The 18,552-nt window shown below is 31.9% G+C and carries 15 protein-coding genes; 4 read left to right on the top strand and 11 right to left on the bottom strand.

What is annotated here, in order from left to right:
- Positions 1–87: 87 nt before the first annotated feature.
- Positions 88–2,034 (top strand): HAMP domain-containing sensor histidine kinase, encoded by a 1,947-nt coding sequence (locus KTC94_RS13655; RefSeq protein ID WP_258875976.1) that lies wholly within the window; start codon positions 88–90, stop codon positions 2,032–2,034.
- A gap of 90 nt (positions 2,035–2,124) precedes the next feature.
- Positions 2,125–3,171, top strand: coding sequence for a phosphodiester glycosidase family protein (locus KTC94_RS13650; protein WP_220320130.1), 1,047 nt, complete (start codon positions 2,125–2,127; stop codon positions 3,169–3,171).
- 93 nt (positions 3,172–3,264) lie between these two features.
- On the opposite strand, the gene KTC94_RS13645 is transcribed toward KTC94_RS13650, so the two are convergent.
- From KTC94_RS13645 to argC, 6 genes are all read right to left on the bottom strand, one after another.
- Positions 3,265–3,543 (bottom strand): FeoC-like transcriptional regulator, encoded by a 279-nt coding sequence (locus tag KTC94_RS13645; protein ID WP_220320131.1) that lies wholly within the window; start codon positions 3,541–3,543, stop codon positions 3,265–3,267.
- Positions 3,544–3,640: 97 nt separating this feature from the next.
- Entirely contained in the window at positions 3,641–5,689 is a 2,049-nt protein-coding gene (gene feoB / locus KTC94_RS13640; RefSeq protein ID WP_216302592.1) for a ferrous iron transport protein B, read from the bottom strand.
- 27 nt (positions 5,690–5,716) lie between these two features.
- The gene (locus KTC94_RS13635; protein ID WP_165412500.1) at positions 5,717–5,944 is read right to left on the bottom strand and encodes a FeoA domain-containing protein; all 228 of its coding nucleotides are present in this window, start codon (positions 5,942–5,944) and stop codon (positions 5,717–5,719) included.
- Positions 5,945–5,980: 36 nt separating this feature from the next.
- The gene (locus KTC94_RS13630; RefSeq protein WP_165412499.1) at positions 5,981–6,217 is read right to left on the bottom strand and encodes a ferrous iron transport protein A; all 237 of its coding nucleotides are present in this window, start codon (positions 6,215–6,217) and stop codon (positions 5,981–5,983) included.
- Between the two features lie 358 nt (positions 6,218–6,575).
- Positions 6,576–7,370, bottom strand: a complete 795-nt coding sequence (locus KTC94_RS13625) for a C40 family peptidase (protein ID WP_258876433.1) — start codon at positions 7,368–7,370, stop codon at positions 6,576–6,578.
- 176 nt (positions 7,371–7,546) lie between these two features.
- The gene (gene argC / locus KTC94_RS13620; protein WP_220320132.1) at positions 7,547–8,584 is read right to left on the bottom strand and encodes an N-acetyl-gamma-glutamyl-phosphate reductase; all 1,038 of its coding nucleotides are present in this window, start codon (positions 8,582–8,584) and stop codon (positions 7,547–7,549) included.
- Between the two features lie 165 nt (positions 8,585–8,749).
- Here argC and argB point away from each other — a divergent pair, with 165 nt between their 5' ends.
- Both argB and KTC94_RS13610 read left to right on the top strand, forming a co-directional pair.
- On the top strand, positions 8,750–9,619 hold the full coding sequence (gene argB / locus KTC94_RS13615; RefSeq protein WP_220320133.1) for an acetylglutamate kinase: 870 nt from the start codon (positions 8,750–8,752) through the stop codon (positions 9,617–9,619).
- 4 nt (positions 9,620–9,623) lie between these two features.
- A complete protein-coding gene (locus tag KTC94_RS13610) occupies positions 9,624–10,796 on the top strand; it encodes an aspartate aminotransferase family protein (RefSeq protein ID WP_220320134.1) in 1,173 nt (390 codons plus the stop codon).
- A 90-nt stretch (positions 10,797–10,886) separates the two neighbouring features.
- On the opposite strand, the gene KTC94_RS13605 is transcribed toward KTC94_RS13610, so the two are convergent.
- The 5 genes from KTC94_RS13605 to KTC94_RS13585 all read right to left on the bottom strand — a co-directional run bounded on the left by KTC94_RS13605 (position 10,887) and on the right by KTC94_RS13585 (position 18,522).
- Positions 10,887–11,303 carry a hypothetical protein gene (locus tag KTC94_RS13605; protein ID WP_216302587.1) on the bottom strand — a complete coding sequence of 139 codons (417 nt, stop codon included), beginning with the start codon at positions 11,301–11,303 and terminating at the stop codon, positions 10,887–10,889.
- A 112-nt stretch (positions 11,304–11,415) separates the two neighbouring features.
- Positions 11,416–12,411, bottom strand: coding sequence for an LCP family protein (locus KTC94_RS13600; protein WP_216302586.1), 996 nt, complete (start codon positions 12,409–12,411; stop codon positions 11,416–11,418).
- Between the two features lie 315 nt (positions 12,412–12,726).
- On the bottom strand, positions 12,727–14,553 hold the full coding sequence (locus KTC94_RS13595) for an Ig-like domain-containing protein (RefSeq protein ID WP_216302585.1): 1,827 nt from the start codon (positions 14,551–14,553) through the stop codon (positions 12,727–12,729).
- A 62-nt stretch (positions 14,554–14,615) separates the two neighbouring features.
- The gene (locus tag KTC94_RS13590; RefSeq protein ID WP_220320135.1) at positions 14,616–15,257 is read right to left on the bottom strand and encodes a hypothetical protein; all 642 of its coding nucleotides are present in this window, start codon (positions 15,255–15,257) and stop codon (positions 14,616–14,618) included.
- Positions 15,258–15,486: 229 nt separating this feature from the next.
- Positions 15,487–18,522, bottom strand: coding sequence for an N-acetylmuramoyl-L-alanine amidase (locus KTC94_RS13585; RefSeq protein WP_220320136.1), 3,036 nt, complete (start codon positions 18,520–18,522; stop codon positions 15,487–15,489).
- Positions 18,523–18,552 lie beyond the last annotated feature (30 nt).

Here is an 18,552-nt window from a genome sequence, read left to right as displayed (position 1 = left end):
ATAATAAGTATATTAATTTTGGTAATTTACTTAATTTATGATTATAAAATCTATATTGGGCGTGTTAAAAAAATTGGGGGAATTATGATGGAAACCACCTTTAGTAGCATAATAATAAAACCACTTTTATATTCGTGCGATAATATTATAACAAAGGTTAATAAAGATTTTCTTGATTTAACAGAGTATGCGTTAGATGAATTGTTAAATAGATCGCTCATAGAAATAGGAGAAATGCTAAAAATCAACTCACAAATACTTCTTGATACTATAGATAGTAACTATACATACTATATATTTACAAAATCCAGTCAATCAATAGAAGTTAATATATCACTTTCCCATGTTAAAGGGACGAATGAAAGAATATATACTTTTGTTGAGACCCCAAATTCCAGACTTAATGACAAGCTCATGTTTGTTGAGCAATCATTTATAGATAACATATCGGGTGTAGCTATTTACAGTGTACCCGATTTAATATTACTTAAAGCGAATCAAAAATACCTTAATTTTACGGATTCTCCTTTTAATAAAGGAGAAAATAGTATAGGTAGTCCTATTAGAGAAATTATACCTGGATTTTCGGGAAGCCAAGTTGAAGTTATTTATAATACTGTCCTATGGTCACAAAAGGCAAACTATATAAAAGATTTCAAATTTGATAGCTTTACTAGAGGTATAACTTATTGGGATTCTACCCTAACACCTATATTTGAAAACAATAAGATGAAGTACCTATTTCAGACTGCTACTCAGGTTACGCAAAATACTATTAAAAATCAAATTGTAAAGAGGAGAACCAAGCTAATTGAGAATCGAACTGAATTGGCCTCCGTGCGATGCCGATTTGAAATGCTAAGCAGAGTGATAGACACTTTTGATTTACCTGTTATTAGATTATCATGTCCGGATTTAAACATTATTGATATAAATAAAAAAGCATTTGATTACATTAAATTGCTAAAGCCTGATTTTAAATCAATTAACCTTATACGAAATAATAATGCTGAAATTTTACTAGGACCACTCAAAACAACTGAATATTACAAATGTATTGATGAAGTCTTAAAAGAAAAGAAAACTAAGTATTTGAATAAAAAGAAACATTTGATAAATGGGGACGAGGTATATTGGAATCTTATATTTGAACCAGTGTTTAAATTAAACGGAGAAATCGAGGAAATATTAGTTTTAATAATTGATGTTACCCCTGAAATAAAGTCCAATATAGTGATGGAAAGAGCATTAAAATTGCAGGGAGAATTTCTTGTTAACATATCCCATGAACTTAAAACTCCACTAAATGTTATATTTGCAACAACTCAGTTATTAAATATGTATTGCACTAATGGATCCCTGGACCAAAAGAAGGATTCAATTATTAAATATATAGCCTCAATTAAGCAAAATTCCTATAAATTATCTAAAATGATTAATAACATAGTTGATTTATCGAAAATTGAAGCAGGGTTCTTTAAATTAAACCTATCAAATAATAATATAGTCGAATTTGTAGAGGAAATAGCTATGTCTGTAACAAACTTTACTGACAGCAAAGGATTAAAAATCATTTTTGATACAAATACAGAAGAAAAAATTATTGCTTGTGACCCAGAAAAGGTAGAAAGAGTAGTATTAAATCTTATATCAAATGCGATAAAATTTTCAGATGAAGGCGATGACATATTTATAAACGTTAATGATAAGAATGAATTTGTTGAAATATCAGTCAAGGATACTGGGGTTGGCATTGAAGACAAGTACTTGGATATGATATTTGATAGATTTAATCAAGTAGATAACTCACTATCAAGAAATGCAGAAGGTACAGGTATTGGTTTGAGTTTAGTTAAGTCAATTGTAGAATTACATGGCGGTAGTATATCTGTTGAAAGTGAATTCGGCAGTGGAAGTACGTTTACAGTTAAACTTCCGTCTAAAAAGGTACTTAATGAAGATACGCTATATAATAGCAAAATGAGAAGTAGAAATGAAACCGTGCAAGTTGAGCTTTCAGATGCTTATTCGTAATCTCCATATCCAAAAATAAAAAATAATACTGCAAATATAATCCCATCTTTAATAATATAATTATAGTGACTGATAAAAAGGATGGGAATTATGATAAAAACAAAAAAATGTGCAAATAATAAAACAAGCATAGGATTACTTGTTTTATTATTTATATTATTTGAAATTATTTTCGCAGCAATTACAGGTCCATTTTTAATTTATTATGGTCCATTTAAAAAGGTAAAGACTACAGTTGTAGGTGCAGCTATGACTACTACTTCATTGCAATGGCTAGCAACATCATTTTTATCTGATGAAAAAATAAAACAAATTATGAGTCAGCAAAAGGTAGAACATATAGTTCAAGATAACTTAAATTCTGATATAAAAATAGAGGCTAAAAATGATACTAGTATTGAACGATATGTTATACGCGCAAAAAGATTTAAAGGGTCTATACTAGTAATTAATGACCCCACTAGGCTAAAAGTAGGTTACAGCCGTAAGCTCGGACATGAAGGCGAAGTTACCAGTGAAATTGCAAAAAATAATAGTGCCATTGCTGCGATTAATGGTGGTGGGTTTTCTGATGGAGTTCCTGGATCACTTTGGACAGGAACGGGAGCAAATCCAGAGGGTATTATAATGACTGGTGGAAAAATCGTTTATAATGATATAACAAATGAAAATGAGAAAGGAAATGTTGTAGGATTAACTAAATCGGGTAAGTTATTAGTTGGTCCTCATTCTATTAAAGATATGAAAAAGATTGGGGTAACTGAAGCAGTATCTTTTGGCCCCGCCATCATAGTTAACGGAAAGAAAACTATAAATAGTGGTGATGGAGGCTGGGGCATTGCGCCTAGAACAGCCATTGCACAAAGAAAAGATGGTGCAATAATATTAATAGTTATTGATGGTAGGCAGCTAAATAGCTTAGGAGCTACTTTAAGAGAAGTACAAGATGAACTGTATAAATTTGGAGCTTATAATGCTGCTAACTTAGATGGAGGTTCTTCCTCTACCTTATATTATAATGATGAAGTCATAAACACTCCCTGCGACAGCTTGGGCGAAAGATCCGTACCTTCAATTATATATGTAAAAAGAAAAACAATAACGCACACGAAATTATACCAACATATAGAAAAGTAGTAGTCTTCCATATGTTAACAAAACAAAAACTGCTGAAATAAATATATTTCAGCAGTTTTTTTCCCCTTACTTTGCCAAGGGTTTGGACTTCTATTATGTTACCTTCAATATAGTTTTCCTACCTTTGTCTGTAATTTTCCACATATTTATATTCACATTTGAGCTACTACAACAGCTCGGTTTTTTAGAACTGCTCCCACAATTACATCCGCCTGAGCAAGTCTCCATATCTTCCTTTTCAATATACCCGAGCCTCTGAAGTTGTACTAGCATTTGCTCAACCATACCCTCATCTATTCCTAATTCCTTGGCCATTATATTATTAGAATACCTTTCGCCTTGAACTAATCTTGCAAGTACTTTCATTAACATAATACACCCTCCCTTTTATTTCAAATTTTCTTTTACATTCTGATATTAATATTCATTCTCATGCAAAGGTTAATCTCTGCTCTTTTTATTCAAAATACTACTTAAAGCCTAGAAGACTTCCTATTTGGTATACTAAAACTGCTCCTATCCAACCAATTACGCAAGTATATATTACTGCCATAATTGCCCATTTTCTAGAGTTTGTTTCTCTTCTTATTGCACCTATTGTAGCTGCACAAGGACAATACAATAAAGTCATTACCATAAACGCTAGAGATGTAAGAGGCGTAAATGCCTGTTGAATAGCCGCGGTTAATGATGCATCATTTGATGCTGCATAAACCGTTCCCAAAGTACTAACCACTGCTTCTTTAGCAGCAAGACCTGTTATAAGTGCCACTCCAGCCTGCCAAGTTCCAAAACCTGCCAGTTTAAATATTGGTGCAATAACCGCCCCTACTGATCCAATTAAACTCTCTCTAGTTCCTGGCTCAATTCCCATTGGTAAGTTTGAGAGTACCCAAACAATTATAACTAACCCTAATATAATTGTACTCATCTTTTTTAGAAAATGAGAGGATTTTTCCCACATATGAATAAATACACTTTTAGCTGTAGGTATACGATAAGGTGGAAGTTCCATTACAAAATAAGATTCTTCTCCTTTAAATACTTTCGCGCTTAAAAATTTACCCATTAATATTGCAACTGCAATCCCTAGCAAGTAAAGACCGAATACAATAATTCCACCTGCATCAAAAATCCAAACTTTTCTACCTGCAAAGAAAGCACCAGCAAACAATGCATAAACTGGAAGTCTTGCACTACAAGATACAAACGGATTTATAAGTATAGCCACCATTCTATCTTTTCTACTATCTAATGTTCTTGTAGACATTATCCCTGCCACATTACAACCACTAGAAATTATAAGAGATACCGCTGTTTTACCATGAAGCCCTATTGAATTCATAAACTTATCCATTATATAAGCTGCCCTTGCCATGTATCCACTATCTTCAAGAATAGCTATAAGAAAATACATAGTGAAAATCATAGGTGTAAATACAAATACTGCCCCAAGTCCTCCTATTATTCCATCAGTTATAAATGATTGTAACAGTGCAGGCGTTCCCATACCAGTCAAAATGCCACCTACAAAATCTCCTAGAGCACTAAATCCACTATCTACTAGTCCTCCTAAAAATTCATTCCCAAAGGTCATTGATAGCTGATACATAAGAAACATTACTAATGCAAATATTGGTATTCCAAACCACCTGTGAGTAGTCCATTTGTCTATTTTATCAGAAGTACTTTCTACATTTGATACTTCTTTTTTAACACTATTTTGTACTATTTTACTTATAAATTCGTATCTTTTATCTATTATAAAAGCATCTGGTTCATACCCTATTTTGCCGGTTAATTTTTCTACACTTTTTTCCAATGTAGCATTTATCTTTTCAAGATTTTCATTCTCATTTGTATATTTCTTTATATATTCATCGCCTTCTAAAAGCTTAAGTGATGTCCATTGTACTGGGTATTCTAAAGTAGCTGAAGTTTCTAAAAAAGTTTCTGTAAGCAACTTAATTTCTTTATCTATGTCACTACCATAATCAATTTTAAATGCATCGCGTTCTAATGAATCGCCTATTTTTATTGCTTCGCGTATAAGTTCTTTTATACCCTCGCTCTTAGTCGCAATAGTCGCAACAACAGGTATATTTAATGCTTTTGATACCTTATTAACGTTTATTTCTATGTTTTTATTTCTTGCTTCATCCATCATATTAAGTGCTAAAACCATCTTTGCACCAGTTTCTAAAATTTGCATAGTTAAATATAAATTTCTTTCAATATTACTTGAGTCAATTACATTAATCACCACGTCTGGCTTACTTTTTAATATAAAGTCGCGGGCTACTATTTCATCATCTGAGTATGCTCCAAGACTATAAGTTCCTGGTAAATCCACCACAACTATGTTTCTGCCTTCAAACTTAAATTTACCTTCTTTTTTTTCAACTGTAACTCCTGGCCAGTTACCGACATGTTGCTTTGAACCAGTTAATGAATTAAACAAACTAGTTTTCCCACAATTAGGATTACCAGCTAAAGCTATTACTAAATCTTTACTCATATTGCTCCCCCATAATTTCGCATTATTTTAAACTTCTCGGACCATAACCTTTTGTGCCATAGCTCGCCCCAGAACTAATCGAGTTTCTCCGACTTTCACAATTAAAGGACCATTATCATTTTTCATAATTTTTACTATAGCACCCTTGCTCATGCCCATCTCCATAATTTTCTTGCACATACTCTCGCCGCCTTGTACACTATTAATCTCTGCAAACTTTCCTATTCCAATAAAATTTAGTGGCATATTCATCATTCCCACCTCCATATTATTTTTCACACTTAAATGTCGTTAAATCAATTTCACCATAATATCTCTTGCTTCGCTTTTTCTAAGGCTTAAAGAATACCCTCTAACCTGAAGCTCTATAGGATCACCCATAGGTGCTTTTCCTATTACAACAATTTCTGTACCTTTAACTATTCCCATATCCATTATTCTTCTTCGAACTTTACTTGCTAACGATATATCTACTACTTTAACCCTAGTTTTCAATTCTATTTCTACTAATGATATTTGATTTGTCATAAAATCACTCCTCTTAAACTTTATTGACGATATTGAAATTCATTATCAACTGCTATATAAAAAAATATATTTAATTTCTATGTAATACTCGTAATCATTTGATTTCCATTATCATCATACCGTAATATAGAATATTTGTAAACAACTATATTATATTTTTTACTAGAATTAATCCATTAATCTAATTTAGCTCGTCTACTATTTTTATATATTATTAATCTTAAATTTGTATACATACCAAATATTATTGTATAAATACACAATCTTAACCAGTCCATCTCTTTTCTATATAATAGTTAAAAAAAAATAAGCCCTCTAATTTAATAGAGGGCTTATTTATTTTATTTTCAAAATTATATTATACAGGTCCCATTAACCTAATAGGTATGTACCCTTTTTTCATTAATTTACTTTTAGATCTTACATCTTTTCTTGCTACTGGAATTGGCTCGTAGGGTGTAACTGTAGGTATGTTTTGTTCATACACATTTAAATTATCACTGTTTTTCTTATCTGAATCTATATATAACATAATATGTCCTTTTCCACTACCATTATCTAAAAGCAAAGCATCTGCAGGTTTCAAATCATCCCAGGATATTTGGCTGACAAATTTTTTCCCTGTTTTACTAGTCCTCTTTACCTCATCATAAAGAGTAAGGGTAGTCTGCCTTTTTATGCCCCAAGCTGCACTAACTAAACCAGAGCAGTCATTACCATATAGTCCTTTATTTTTATTAATTTTATTTAGAAAATCACCCGGTGATGAAACTTGATATGGGTCCATACTATATGGTACCCCCTGATATACTTTTCCTTTAATAAAAGTATAAGAGCAACTCTTATCAACCATATTACGCTTAGGTATCCATTTTACTTCAGTCATTGCCTTTGCTTTGTTAAGACTCTCAATTTTTAAATCATCAGACTTACTTTCATCTTTAACTTTAGGAATATCAGAATCGGCTTTGGCATTATAGACTATATCACTATCTTTTAAAGAAAATGGAGAGATTTTCGGTATATTACCTAGGCTTGTACTGATTCTAACCGGATTATGTGTAGGCGTTAATATAATAAAAACAAATAGAAACAAGACTATTGCAGAAAATATATTTATTACTATTTTGGCACCTTTAAACGTCATTCTCATATTTCACCCACTTTTTAAATATATAGTATACTTAATACTATTCTATTCAATAAAAGGTGAAACATTCCAAATAAATAATAATTGTATTATTTTTATAAGTTTATGCATTTATCGTATTATTCCTATAAATTTATACATATTATTTTAATAACATTTATTGCATAATTATACATTTTCTAAGGTGCCATAGCAATGATTTCAAGTCCCCTAGTTTCATCTATTCCAAACATTATATTCATATTTTGCACAGCTTGACCTGCGGCACCTTTTATTAAATTATCTATAGCAGATATTACAATTACTCTTTTTGTACGCTTATCTACTTTGATTCCAATATGACATAAATTTGAGTTTCTTACCCATCTTGTTTCAGGTAATCCATCAATAATCTTTACAAAATAATCTTCCTTGTAGAAATCTCTATATAAATCTATAAGCTCACCTGTAGTTACTTCTTTCAAAAGTGACCCATAACAGGTTGATAAAATTCCACGATTCATTGGTACTAAATGCGGAGTAAAACATATCATTAAATCATCGCATGCAGCCTTACTTAGCTCTTGTTCAATTTCTGGAGTATGTCTATGACTAACAACTGCATAAGCTTTAATTGACTCATTACATTCTGTAAAAAGTGAGCTAATATTCGCAGATCTACCCGCTCCAGATACTCCAGATTTAGCATCAACTATTATGGATTTTAGATCTATTAGATTGTTTTTCAAAAGCGGAGTTAGCGCTAATATAGTAGCTGTTGGAAAACACCCTGGATTAGCTAACAAGTTGCACTCTTTTATAGCTTCTCTGTTTGATTCAGTTAAGCCATAAACAGCACTTGCTAAAAGGCCTTCACTTTCATGTTTAACGCCATACCACTGCTCATATACTTCCTTAGATTTCAGTCTGAAATCAGCACCTAAATCTATCACTTTTACCCCAAGCGACAATGCTTTTTCAGCTATTTTAAAGGCCTTGCCCTGTGGCAACGCAATGAAGAGAACATTTATATTTGATAATTTACTTATAGCTGTTTCCATATCAACGCAAATGTCATCTATATAACTATAGAAGTTATTATAGATGTCACTATAGCCCACCTCTGCATAATTATGAGAAGAATAAAATTCTACATTAACCTCTGGATGCTTGTACAAAAGCCATGTTAATTGTTCACCGGCATAGCCAGTGGCCCCCATTATTCCAGCCTTTATCATAATAACCACCTCTTAATTAAATTTAATGTTAAAAGTGATTATACAATAACCTTATAAAAAAATCAATATTTTATTGAATACTTATTCAAATTGGTGTATAATTATTCAAAAGTTGCAAAGTTCATAAAATTTAATGGAAATTACATATTAAAGTTGGAGGCCAGAATGGATATAACCGATAATCACTTAAATATAAAAGAATTTTTACAAATTAATAAGTATGAGGGAAAGACCTTCGTTATAAAATATGGCGGAAGTATAATGAGTAACAAAGCCGCTAAGTTAGCCTTTGTAGAAGATGTAGTGCTTATGACAAGGGTCGGTATTAAAGTGATTATAGTGCATGGTGGTGGTGCTGAAATTAATAAATGGATTGAAAAAACCGGTGGAGAGCATAAATTTATAAAAGGATTAAGAGTTACAAACAGCGTTACTATGGAAGTTGTAGAGATGGTCCTATCAGGAAATATTAACAAAAGACTATCTTCTATATTAAGTACAAGAGGACTAAATGCCATAGGTATAAGCGGTAAAGATAGTAATCTAATAGAGGCTAAAAAGAAGTTTGTTTATAAAGGTAACCAAAAGTTTGATATAGGTTACGTTGGAGAAGTTGTTAATATTAATTCGCAGTTATTACACACTTTAATTAAAAATAACTATATCCCAGTTATTTCTCCTGTAGGCATAGGAGAGGACGGACATAGTTACAATATAAATGCAGATTATGCTGCAGCCTTTATAAGTGGTGTGCTAAAAGCTGAAAAGTTATTAATAATGACAGATATAGATGGTGTATATACAGATATAAAAGACCCATCAACGCTTTTATCATCAATCACAGTAGCTGAAACTAAAAATTTTATAGATAAGGGTATTGTCTTTGGCGGTATGATTCCAAAACTGGAATGCTGCGTTACTGCTATTAATAAAGGCACTAAAAATGTTCATCTGGTAGATGGAAGAAAAAAACACAGTTTATTACTAAATGTAATCAAGAATTGTGGAACTAAAATTATAACAGCGAAGGAGTAAATAAATGATAGAAAATTGTATAATGGACACTTACGGAAGATATGATGTTACTTTTGAAAAAGGGCTTGGATGCAAGATTTATGATACAAATGGACGTGAATATATAGATTTTCTCTCAGGAGTTGCAGTAAATTGCCTTGGGCATAGCCATCCCGCTATAATAAACGCTATAACTGAGCAAAGCAGTAAACTTATTCATATATCAAATTACTTTTGGAATACTCCCCTCGCGCTGCTTGCAACAAAGTTAATAGATAACTGTGATCATAGCAAGGTATTCTTTTGTAACAGTGGTACTGAGGCTGTGGAGACTGCATTAAAGATATCAAGAAAATACGGGAAATTAACAGGTACAAAAGATAAAAATGTACTTTTATATATGGGTAATTCTTTTCATGGTAGAACTATAGGTGCTCTTTCTGTCACAGGTCAGGAGAAATATCAAGAGGATTTTAGACCTTTAATGGACGGTGTACGTAAAGTAAATTTTAATGACACTTACGATTTAAAAAAGAATTTCGACGAAAAAGTATGTGGCATAATAATAGAACCCATTCAAGGAGAAGGCGGAGTTGTTTCAGCAAACAAAGAGTTTTTAGAAGAAGCAAGAACTCTTTGTGACAAATACAATGCTCTACTAATTTTTGATGAAGTTCAATGTGGAGTGGGACGCCTCGGAAGTCTATTCGCCTATAAGAAATTCTCTGTTATCCCTGATGTAATCTGCATCGCAAAAGCTCTTGGCGGCGGATTCCCAATAGGCGCAACTATTACCAATGTAAAAGCTTCTGCTGCTTTTGTACCCGGTGACCATGGGAGCACTTTTGGTGGAAATCCTCTTGGATGTGCAGTTGCTCTCGCAGTTTTAAAAGAACTCGTAGCTGGTGGAATTATAGATGAAATCGACGAGAAGAGTTTTTATTTATTGGACAGGTTATTAAATATCAAAGCAAAATATGAGATAATAGATGAAATACGCGGTATGGGTCTATTAATTGGTATAAAACTAAAAACTGACACAAAGGAGTTTTGTAAATTGTGTTTTGACAAAGGCCTTCTTGTTATTTCAGCTGGAGATAATGTAATAAGATTACTTCCTCCACTTAATATAACAAAAGCGGAACTTGATGATGCTTTAGATATCCTTGAGTTAGTAATATCTGAAATCACAATCTAATAAATTAAGATTTTTTATATGACAAAAGATGCCACTCACTATTTGAGTGGCATCTTTATGTTAAAAAGATAATTATCTTAGGGGGATATATTATCTTTCTATATGTTTCCCAGTATGTATTTTTTTTATACTCTTTTTAATAAAAGAAATCAAATTATATATAATAATATAAACAGCAAAAACTGCTATGAATCCCCACACTCCTGCCACTATATCAGCAAATTCCATTTGGCCGCGATTGGTAAGCTTCTGCTCCAGTTCGATAGCAAAAACAATAACCAAAAGTACAGTAAATGTATATATAAAAGATAAAATAGAAATGCTATATTTCGCCATAGCCTTAAATGCCATATTAACTACAAAATAAATAAGCATACCAATTATGGCTATGACGATAAAATGAAGCTGCTTATCATCAAGTTGCGTATTAAAACCCGAAGAAAAATTTTCAATTAGATCATGTAATTCATTAACTATTGAAACCATAACTTTTAACATTTCAACCATACCCAGCCTCCTAATCCTTTACTTTTATTGTTTTATCTTATATTACGAAGAAAACTACCGAAATATATTTCAGTAGTTTTCCTTATCTTTTGCTAACTAATATTTAACTACTCTAAAAGAGTGGTGCTTTAGACACAGGCTTTACATTTTCGTAAATAAATCTATGAATTTGATCTGCAGTAGCCTTAAGGTCAGCCTTCAAATACCAAACTCCGCCTATTGTTTTTCCCTCACAGTAGCCATCCACTGGAAATCTCTCCTGCTCTAAAGCAGTTGTCTTAGACGCAATCACTTTTGTCCCAAGGGCCATTACATCCATACTACTCATGCTTGTCTCAGTAAGAGGTAGAAGTTTAGAAACAACAGATGGGAATTCAGTTGCCCCCAGTGACTCAATCTTTGTGAGCATACCTGTTAATACAGTTCTTTGTCTTTCAGTTCTCTTAAAATCTCCTCCAGAAGTATAACGTATTCGTGAGTATGCAACAGCTTGAAGTCCATTTAAAGTCTGCGGTCCTGACCTTGTAATTCTAGTTATTGATTTTCCTTCAATTCCAGCTGTTTCATTCATATAACCATTTATTAAATCAATTTCATCTTGAGCAATATCTATAGTTACTCCATCAATACTATCTATTATCTTTTCGAGATTAAAAAAATCAACGGAAACATAATTTCTAATATTTAAATCAAAATTCTCATTAAGCGTTCTTATGGCAAGCTGTGGTCCACCGTAAGCATATGCATGGGTAATCTTTGTTTCATCATGCCCTTTTACTGCTACATATGTATCCCTCATAATAGAGGACATTTTTATTTTCTTGTTTTTTGTATCCACTGAAAGTACCATTATAGAATCCGAACGAGCTGGTTCCTTCGCAGTTCTTCTATCTAAACCGAAGAAAGCAATGTTTGTGATTCCGTTATCTTTTTCTGCTTGAGGCGATGCATCAGTCTTAATACCTAGAGCCTCATCGGTTTTCGATATTTTTACAGTGTTTATTTTACCGAGTTCATAAAAAGTGTAACCAAAAGCTCCCCCAAAAATTAACACACCAATAATAAATAAACTTAAAATAATCTTTGTTGATTTTCTCTTTTTACTCATATTTTCCCCTTCCATCATATGTTGCATAATCATTCTGAAAATACTAATTTTTTATATTTTTCTATTCTCTAATTTTCCACATATAGTACTCTGATTATTATATCCCCTTTTCTTGTCGTATGCAATATTTATCTAAATGCTATGTATAATCATTTTATCCTGCAATTAATTTGTAGTTATAAAATATCCACAACGTAATTATACTATAATATTTACTATTTTACTATATTTTGCCCATATCCGCATGATATTTTTATACTAATTACAAATTAATTTATCAAACTTTTCAGCTCAAGTTCTTTCCCTATAAATCCGCTATTTATAAACCGGAATATCAAAATATATTAGGCTATTAGGACAAAGCTCTGTTAATTTTTTTATATTAGATATTTGATTATATGCCCATTTAACATCTGTAGCATATTGGTGAGTTCCAGGACTTGCAGGATTCCATCTCATTTTATATAAAGTATTTTGATTTGTACTGGCATTATTTATATAACCCTCCGATATAAAATAAGCACCTCCATTTATAGCTTGTTCTTGAGTAAACCAACCTTGCTTATAAGCATATTCTGACCCGTACTTATTCGCATTCGAGTCATAAGCTCCAATTCCAAATAAGTTATAGGATACCCTTGGAGTAACAGCTTTCCCATCAACAGAAGTTACTAATATACCAGTTGCTAAAGCTGAGGTTCCATTTCCTGTTTCCAATATAGCATGAGATATTAGGTAAATCGGATTAATATTGTTAGTTTTTGCTGAGTTTAAAAACATTTGCCCTTTGTCGCTTAATACTCCTTTTCCCTTTAAAACATTGTTTAAGTCGGTAATTGAAGCACCGTCATTATAACTTAATTTTAATAATTCATATTTTCTATATCCATCATCAATAATATTTGATGGATCAACATATTCCTTTATCATACTGGCATTTGCTGGATCCCATGTCCAAGTTGTTGTGTTGTTATAAACCGCACCAGACGCAAGCTGGATACTAACCATTTTATCTAAAGATGTATTATAGCTATGGTATTCAATCATTCCATATACATTAATACCAATGTTTTGATTGATTATCCTTCCATCATCCCCCACCATCTCCACTCTTATAGTATGATTACCGGGTGTAGTTTTTGAAGTATCTAGATTAAAGTTTAAACCTGATTTATCTCCTCCTGTATATCCAGGGAAGGCTGCATTAACATCTCCTCTTGAACTTCCATATGCTGCTTTACCCTTAAAAATATTATCTAAATATATATTTACTGCTTTTACTCCTGAGGCATTTAAAGCCCACCCAACTATATTAATATTATTTTTGATAATATCATTATTTGAAGGTGTATCAACACATAATCTTTCAGGTAATTTTTTTAAAATTAAATTTTGGTTTATGGTTAAGCTTGTACCATCTTTGCCAATTGCAATAATTTTTAAATTCGCATTTTGTGTTCCTATTGCCAGCAATTTTAATGCATTAAAAGAAAAAGAAAATCCACTATTGCCTCCATTTAAATATCCTGGATATGCAGCATTTACATCGCTTCTTTCAACACCCTCAAAGGAAGTGCCTACTAAATTATCATTTAGGTAATATTGTATTTCTTTAATTCCGGAATCATTTAATGCCCAGCCTTCAATATGTATATCTTTTTGAGTAGTTGAAAAGTTGTCAATTGGAGTATCTACATGCATCATAGGGTCTTTTTTGTTGATAATTATAGATCTATCAATTTTATCTTCACTTCCGTCCTTACCAATTGATACAACGGAAAGATTATGCGTCCCTGGTGATATAGACTTTGTATCTAAGTTATAGCTATATCCACTTTTATCTCCATTAGGATAACCTGGGAATGCAGCATTTACGTCACTCCTGTCTAATTCATAAGTTGCATTAGCAGTATATACATTGTCTATATATATTTTTATTTCTCTTATACCAGTAGCATTCAATGACCACCCTTTGATATTAAAACTTTCCCCACTAATTGATTGAGCCTCGCTAGGTGTCTCAACATATACTCTCGATGGTAAAAGGGTAGTAGCCATTACCGTATTACTTTTATTTGTATACAATACAAACAAAGTCATAGCCATAAACAATAACGTTTTTTGAATATTTCGCTTTCTCAATTTATATTTCACCCGCCCTTATCAAAATAATTATATTAAAAATTTTTTTCATTCATTTTCATTTAATTTATCGGTGTTAATGTATCTTCTATCAGATCCCATTCAAACGCTTTACCGGTGTCAACTTGAACATAATACCATCCCAATGTACTTATGTGATCACTCATATCATCGTATACTCGAAGAACATAGTAATCTTTTCCACCTTTCTTTTGCGTATGGTCATATCCAACCTTTACCTTTTGGTTTTTGTTAATTACGATTTTGCTTACTATTTCAATCGCTTTTTCCTTTGTAAATTCATTCTTTTTAATGTTTTCGTTAATATTATTAGCCTCTTTTCCAACTTCTGCTTTGTCAGCTTTTTTTTGTTCCTCTATTTTTTTTTGATTTTCCAAAAGCCTCTGTTCTTTCAACTTTTTTTGTTCTTCCGGAACTTTCTGCTCTTCTATTTTTTTTTGATTTTTCGAAACTTTCTGTTCCTTTATTTTTTTTTCTTCAACCTCCTTATTCAATTCTTCTTGTTTTTTATTTACAATTTTTCCATCAGCTTTTTTTTGTTGAATAATAACCATCTGCCCTTTTATATCACTTTGATGCTTATTATATATTGAAATAATAAAGATAACCCCAATCACAATAGTTAAAAATATTGCAATTAATCTCACTTCTTTTGATTTAAAACGTTCGCGTATTTTATTCAATAATCTATCCCCTTTAATAATTGTAAATACAATAAATTATATATTCCACCATAATTATACTTTAAAATCACTTTTAAATCAATATTTTACAAAATATCCATAAATTAAATTAACGACGAAAAAACTGCTGAAATATATTTCAGCAGTTTCCTTTGCTGGCTTTCGCCAAGCTCTTTATTAAATCATCACCTGCAATGCTCCAATATTAATATAAAACACCTTTTATAACCTACTTGAAATAATTATAAACTACTTCAGCCATTTTACTCGCAAAAGCATCTTGCTCTGCATTATTCGCAGTTTTAGCTGCCTCTTGTAAGTTACTTATAAATCCACATTCAACCAAAATAGAAGGCATATTTGTATTTTGAGTAACATACAAATTATGGTCACTTTTTCCTCTGTTATTATAACCTAAATTAGCTAAGGCATCTATTAATCGCTGAGCTAGATCAGCACTTTTCAATGCTGCTAAAGTTGGAGTTGTATCATAATTTATACCGTTTTTCGTTACTATACCACTTTTGTCTAGATTGGGTCTATAGGTACTATAATGTGTAGTTATACCACTGGACTCTGGGGTATATGCGAAATCATGGTGAATACTAAGAAATAAATCTGCCTTAGCATTATTTGCAATATCAACTCTTTTTTTCAGACTAGAAGTTTCATTATCATAAAATTTATCATTTTCATTTCTTGTCATTATTACATTAAACCCATACTGTACTAACTTATTTTTTAATTTAAGTGCTAATTGCATATTTAAATTTCTTTCCACATAGGTAACCCCACCAAAAGTTGAGTAGGATCCATCATCTCCACCAAAATTATGCCCTGGATCTATAACAATAGTTGCTTGTATCTTAAAGTGTATACTTTTATAAGCAATAGTATTGTCATAACCCTTAGCGTATACCCCGATTGTATGAGTTCCAAATCCTATATCATCTATGCCTAGTTTATATGCAAACCCTGAGTTAATCGAATATGGATATTTGGGATAGGCAGCTTGAACATCCGATCTTAATACATCAGCTTGAACACTTCCTTTTAATTGGCCATCTAAATAAATGTCAACTTGTTTTACTTTGGAATCATTCAATGCCCATCCCCGTATGTTTAGCTCTTTTCTTTCAGTTAAATTATCATAATCCGAAAAATCAGTATCTATATTTACATTTGGGTTTAATTTTTGGAGGTCAAAGCTTCTTTCAACAGATGCCTCACTTAAATCATTCCCAACTGAAGTAACTTTAACTGAATGCTTGCCAATTGATAAATCAGATAATGAACTAACAAAGTTAAATCCACTTTTTTCTCCATTAGGATATCCATTATATGCTGAGTTCACATCCGGTCTATTTAGGCCATAATCTGCCTTTCCTTTATAAACTCCATCAATGTAAACATCAACTTCCTTCATACTAGACTTATTTAAAGCCCAACCACCTATAACTAATTGTTTATCTTTTGTAAGACTACCAATTTCATTTAAAAAAACTCTAGGTTCTGAACCAACAATATTTAATTGCTTAGATATAACCTGTGAACTACTATCATTCCCAATAATCTCTATCCGCAATAAATGCTGCCCTAACAAAATTTCATTTGTGTTTAATGCATATTGAAATCCAGATTTACCCCCGTTTATATACCCTGGGAATGCTCCATTAACATCATCTCTTGTTAATCCACACTGTGCCATACCTTTTAATTGGCCATCCACATAAACCTTAACATCTCTTACTCCCTCTGCATTTAAAGCCCAGCCTTTAACATCAATGGTGTTTATCTTTGCTATATTACTATAGGATGGAGAATCAATATAGCCTATAGGTTTTTTCTTCTCCACTATTATCTTATTATCTATAGTTTTTTTTGTTCCATCTGCGGCTACTGCCTCTACCCTTAAATCATAATTTCCTGGAGGCGTGTTATTTAGAGGGATTTTATATGTAAATCCACTAAAGTCACCACTAGGATATCCTGGAAATGCCTTATTTACATCTGATCTATCAATTCCATAGACAGCACTACCTATAAATTTGTTATCCAAATACATATTAACTTCTTTTATCTTTGAAGTGTTAAGTGCCCATCCATCAATTAGAATTTCTTTTTCAAATTTTTGGTTATTTAAAGGAGTGTCAATAAATAATGTATTGTCACCTTTATAAACTTCCACTACCATTTGACTCTCAATACTACTTTTATCATTTCCTACAGTAACTACCTTTAAAACATTTCTACCTACAGCTAATTTATTAGCATTAATAGTATAATCAAATCCTGATTTTGAAGCATTATTATAGTAGGGGTAAGCATCCTTTACATCTTCTCTAATTAATCCATAATCAGCATTTCCACACTCGACATCATTCACATAAATTTTTACCTGATTAACGCCTGAGGGGTTTAATGCCCAGCCAGCAATCTTCAAGTCTCTTCCATTTACATACCTGCTTAAGGTTGGATCATCAATATAACTCATAGATTCTTTCTTTAAAATAATATTGCTTTCCTGTATATCTCCATTGTTCCCTACAGCTTTTATGGTAACTGTCGCTGTAGAAGTCTTTATAAGACTAGTATCTAGCTTATACGAAAACCCAACTTTATTTCCATCTGGATAATTAGGATAAGCATCTGCTACATCCGATCTATCTAAATTATAATTAGCTTTACTTAAAAATTGATTATTTAAATATATTTGTACTTCTTTCATACCATTTTGATTAATTGCCCATCCACTTATAATTTCCTCATCGCTGTTTACCACTTTTTGATCTAGAGGCTTGTCTACAATCATTTTAGGCAATTGATGTACTTTTTCAATATTCCTAATTTCTTTAAATTTTGATCCATCAAGTCCTATAGCTTCAACTAATATCTTATGTACACCATAATCTAAATTTGTATTTTCAATATCATAGTTAAATCCAGATTTACTGCCATCAGGGTATCCTTGGAATGCGCTATCCACATCTGGTCTTTCCAATCCATAAGTTGCAGTTCCTATAGCTTTATCATCCACGTATATTTTCACTTCTTTTACACCTTTAGGACTTAGTGCGAACCCTGCAACCTTTAACCCTTTATCTCCATAAACTTTAGGTGAACTAGGAAAATCTAGACAAATCTTATTCTCTGTTGCTGTACTTGGATGTTCTTGTGCTAATGCTAATGCTTGGACATTAAATAAAGGTAAAATAAAAATTACTAACATATTAATTACTATAGCAAGCCTAGTGCTTTTCTTCATATGTTCTCGCTTCCTTTCTAACAATTTAAT

Source organism: Clostridium sp. CM028 (genome assembly GCF_030585565.1).
GTDB classification, from domain to species: Bacteria; Bacillota; Clostridia; order Clostridiales; family Clostridiaceae; genus Clostridium_AD; species Clostridium_AD estertheticum_B.
The sequence above is the reverse complement of the archived record's forward strand: the minus strand, read 5'-3'. Positions and strand labels throughout refer to the sequence as shown.

What these genes read in the sequence shown, in the direction of transcription:
- KTC94_RS13655 (WP_258875976.1), top strand. Translation starts at nt 88, where the DNA reads ATGGAAACCACCTTTAGTAGCATAATAATAAAACCACTTTTATATTCG.
- KTC94_RS13650 (WP_220320130.1), top strand. Translation starts at nt 2,125, where the DNA reads ATGATAAAAACAAAAAAATGTGCAAATAATAAAACAAGCATAGGATTA.
- KTC94_RS13645 (WP_220320131.1), bottom strand. Translation starts at nt 3,543, where the DNA reads ATGTTAATGAAAGTACTTGCAAGATTAGTTCAAGGCGAAAGGTATTCT.
- feoB (WP_216302592.1), bottom strand. Translation starts at nt 5,689, where the DNA reads ATGAGTAAAGATTTAGTAATAGCTTTAGCTGGTAATCCTAATTGTGGG.
- KTC94_RS13635 (WP_165412500.1), bottom strand. Translation starts at nt 5,944, where the DNA reads ATGATGAATATGCCACTAAATTTTATTGGAATAGGAAAGTTTGCAGAG.
- KTC94_RS13630 (WP_165412499.1), bottom strand. Translation starts at nt 6,217, where the DNA reads ATGACAAATCAAATATCATTAGTAGAAATAGAATTGAAAACTAGGGTT.
- KTC94_RS13625 (WP_258876433.1), bottom strand. Translation starts at nt 7,370, where the DNA reads ATGAGAATGACGTTTAAAGGTGCCAAAATAGTAATAAATATATTTTCT.
- argC (WP_220320132.1), bottom strand. Translation starts at nt 8,584, where the DNA reads ATGATAAAGGCTGGAATAATGGGGGCCACTGGCTATGCCGGTGAACAA.
- argB (WP_220320133.1), top strand. Translation starts at nt 8,750, where the DNA reads ATGGATATAACCGATAATCACTTAAATATAAAAGAATTTTTACAAATT.
- KTC94_RS13610 (WP_220320134.1), top strand. Translation starts at nt 9,624, where the DNA reads ATGATAGAAAATTGTATAATGGACACTTACGGAAGATATGATGTTACT.
- KTC94_RS13605 (WP_216302587.1), bottom strand. Translation starts at nt 11,303, where the DNA reads ATGGTTGAAATGTTAAAAGTTATGGTTTCAATAGTTAATGAATTACAT.
- KTC94_RS13600 (WP_216302586.1), bottom strand. Translation starts at nt 12,411, where the DNA reads ATGAGTAAAAAGAGAAAATCAACAAAGATTATTTTAAGTTTATTTATT.
- KTC94_RS13585 (WP_220320136.1), bottom strand. Translation starts at nt 18,522, where the DNA reads ATGAAGAAAAGCACTAGGCTTGCTATAGTAATTAATATGTTAGTAATT.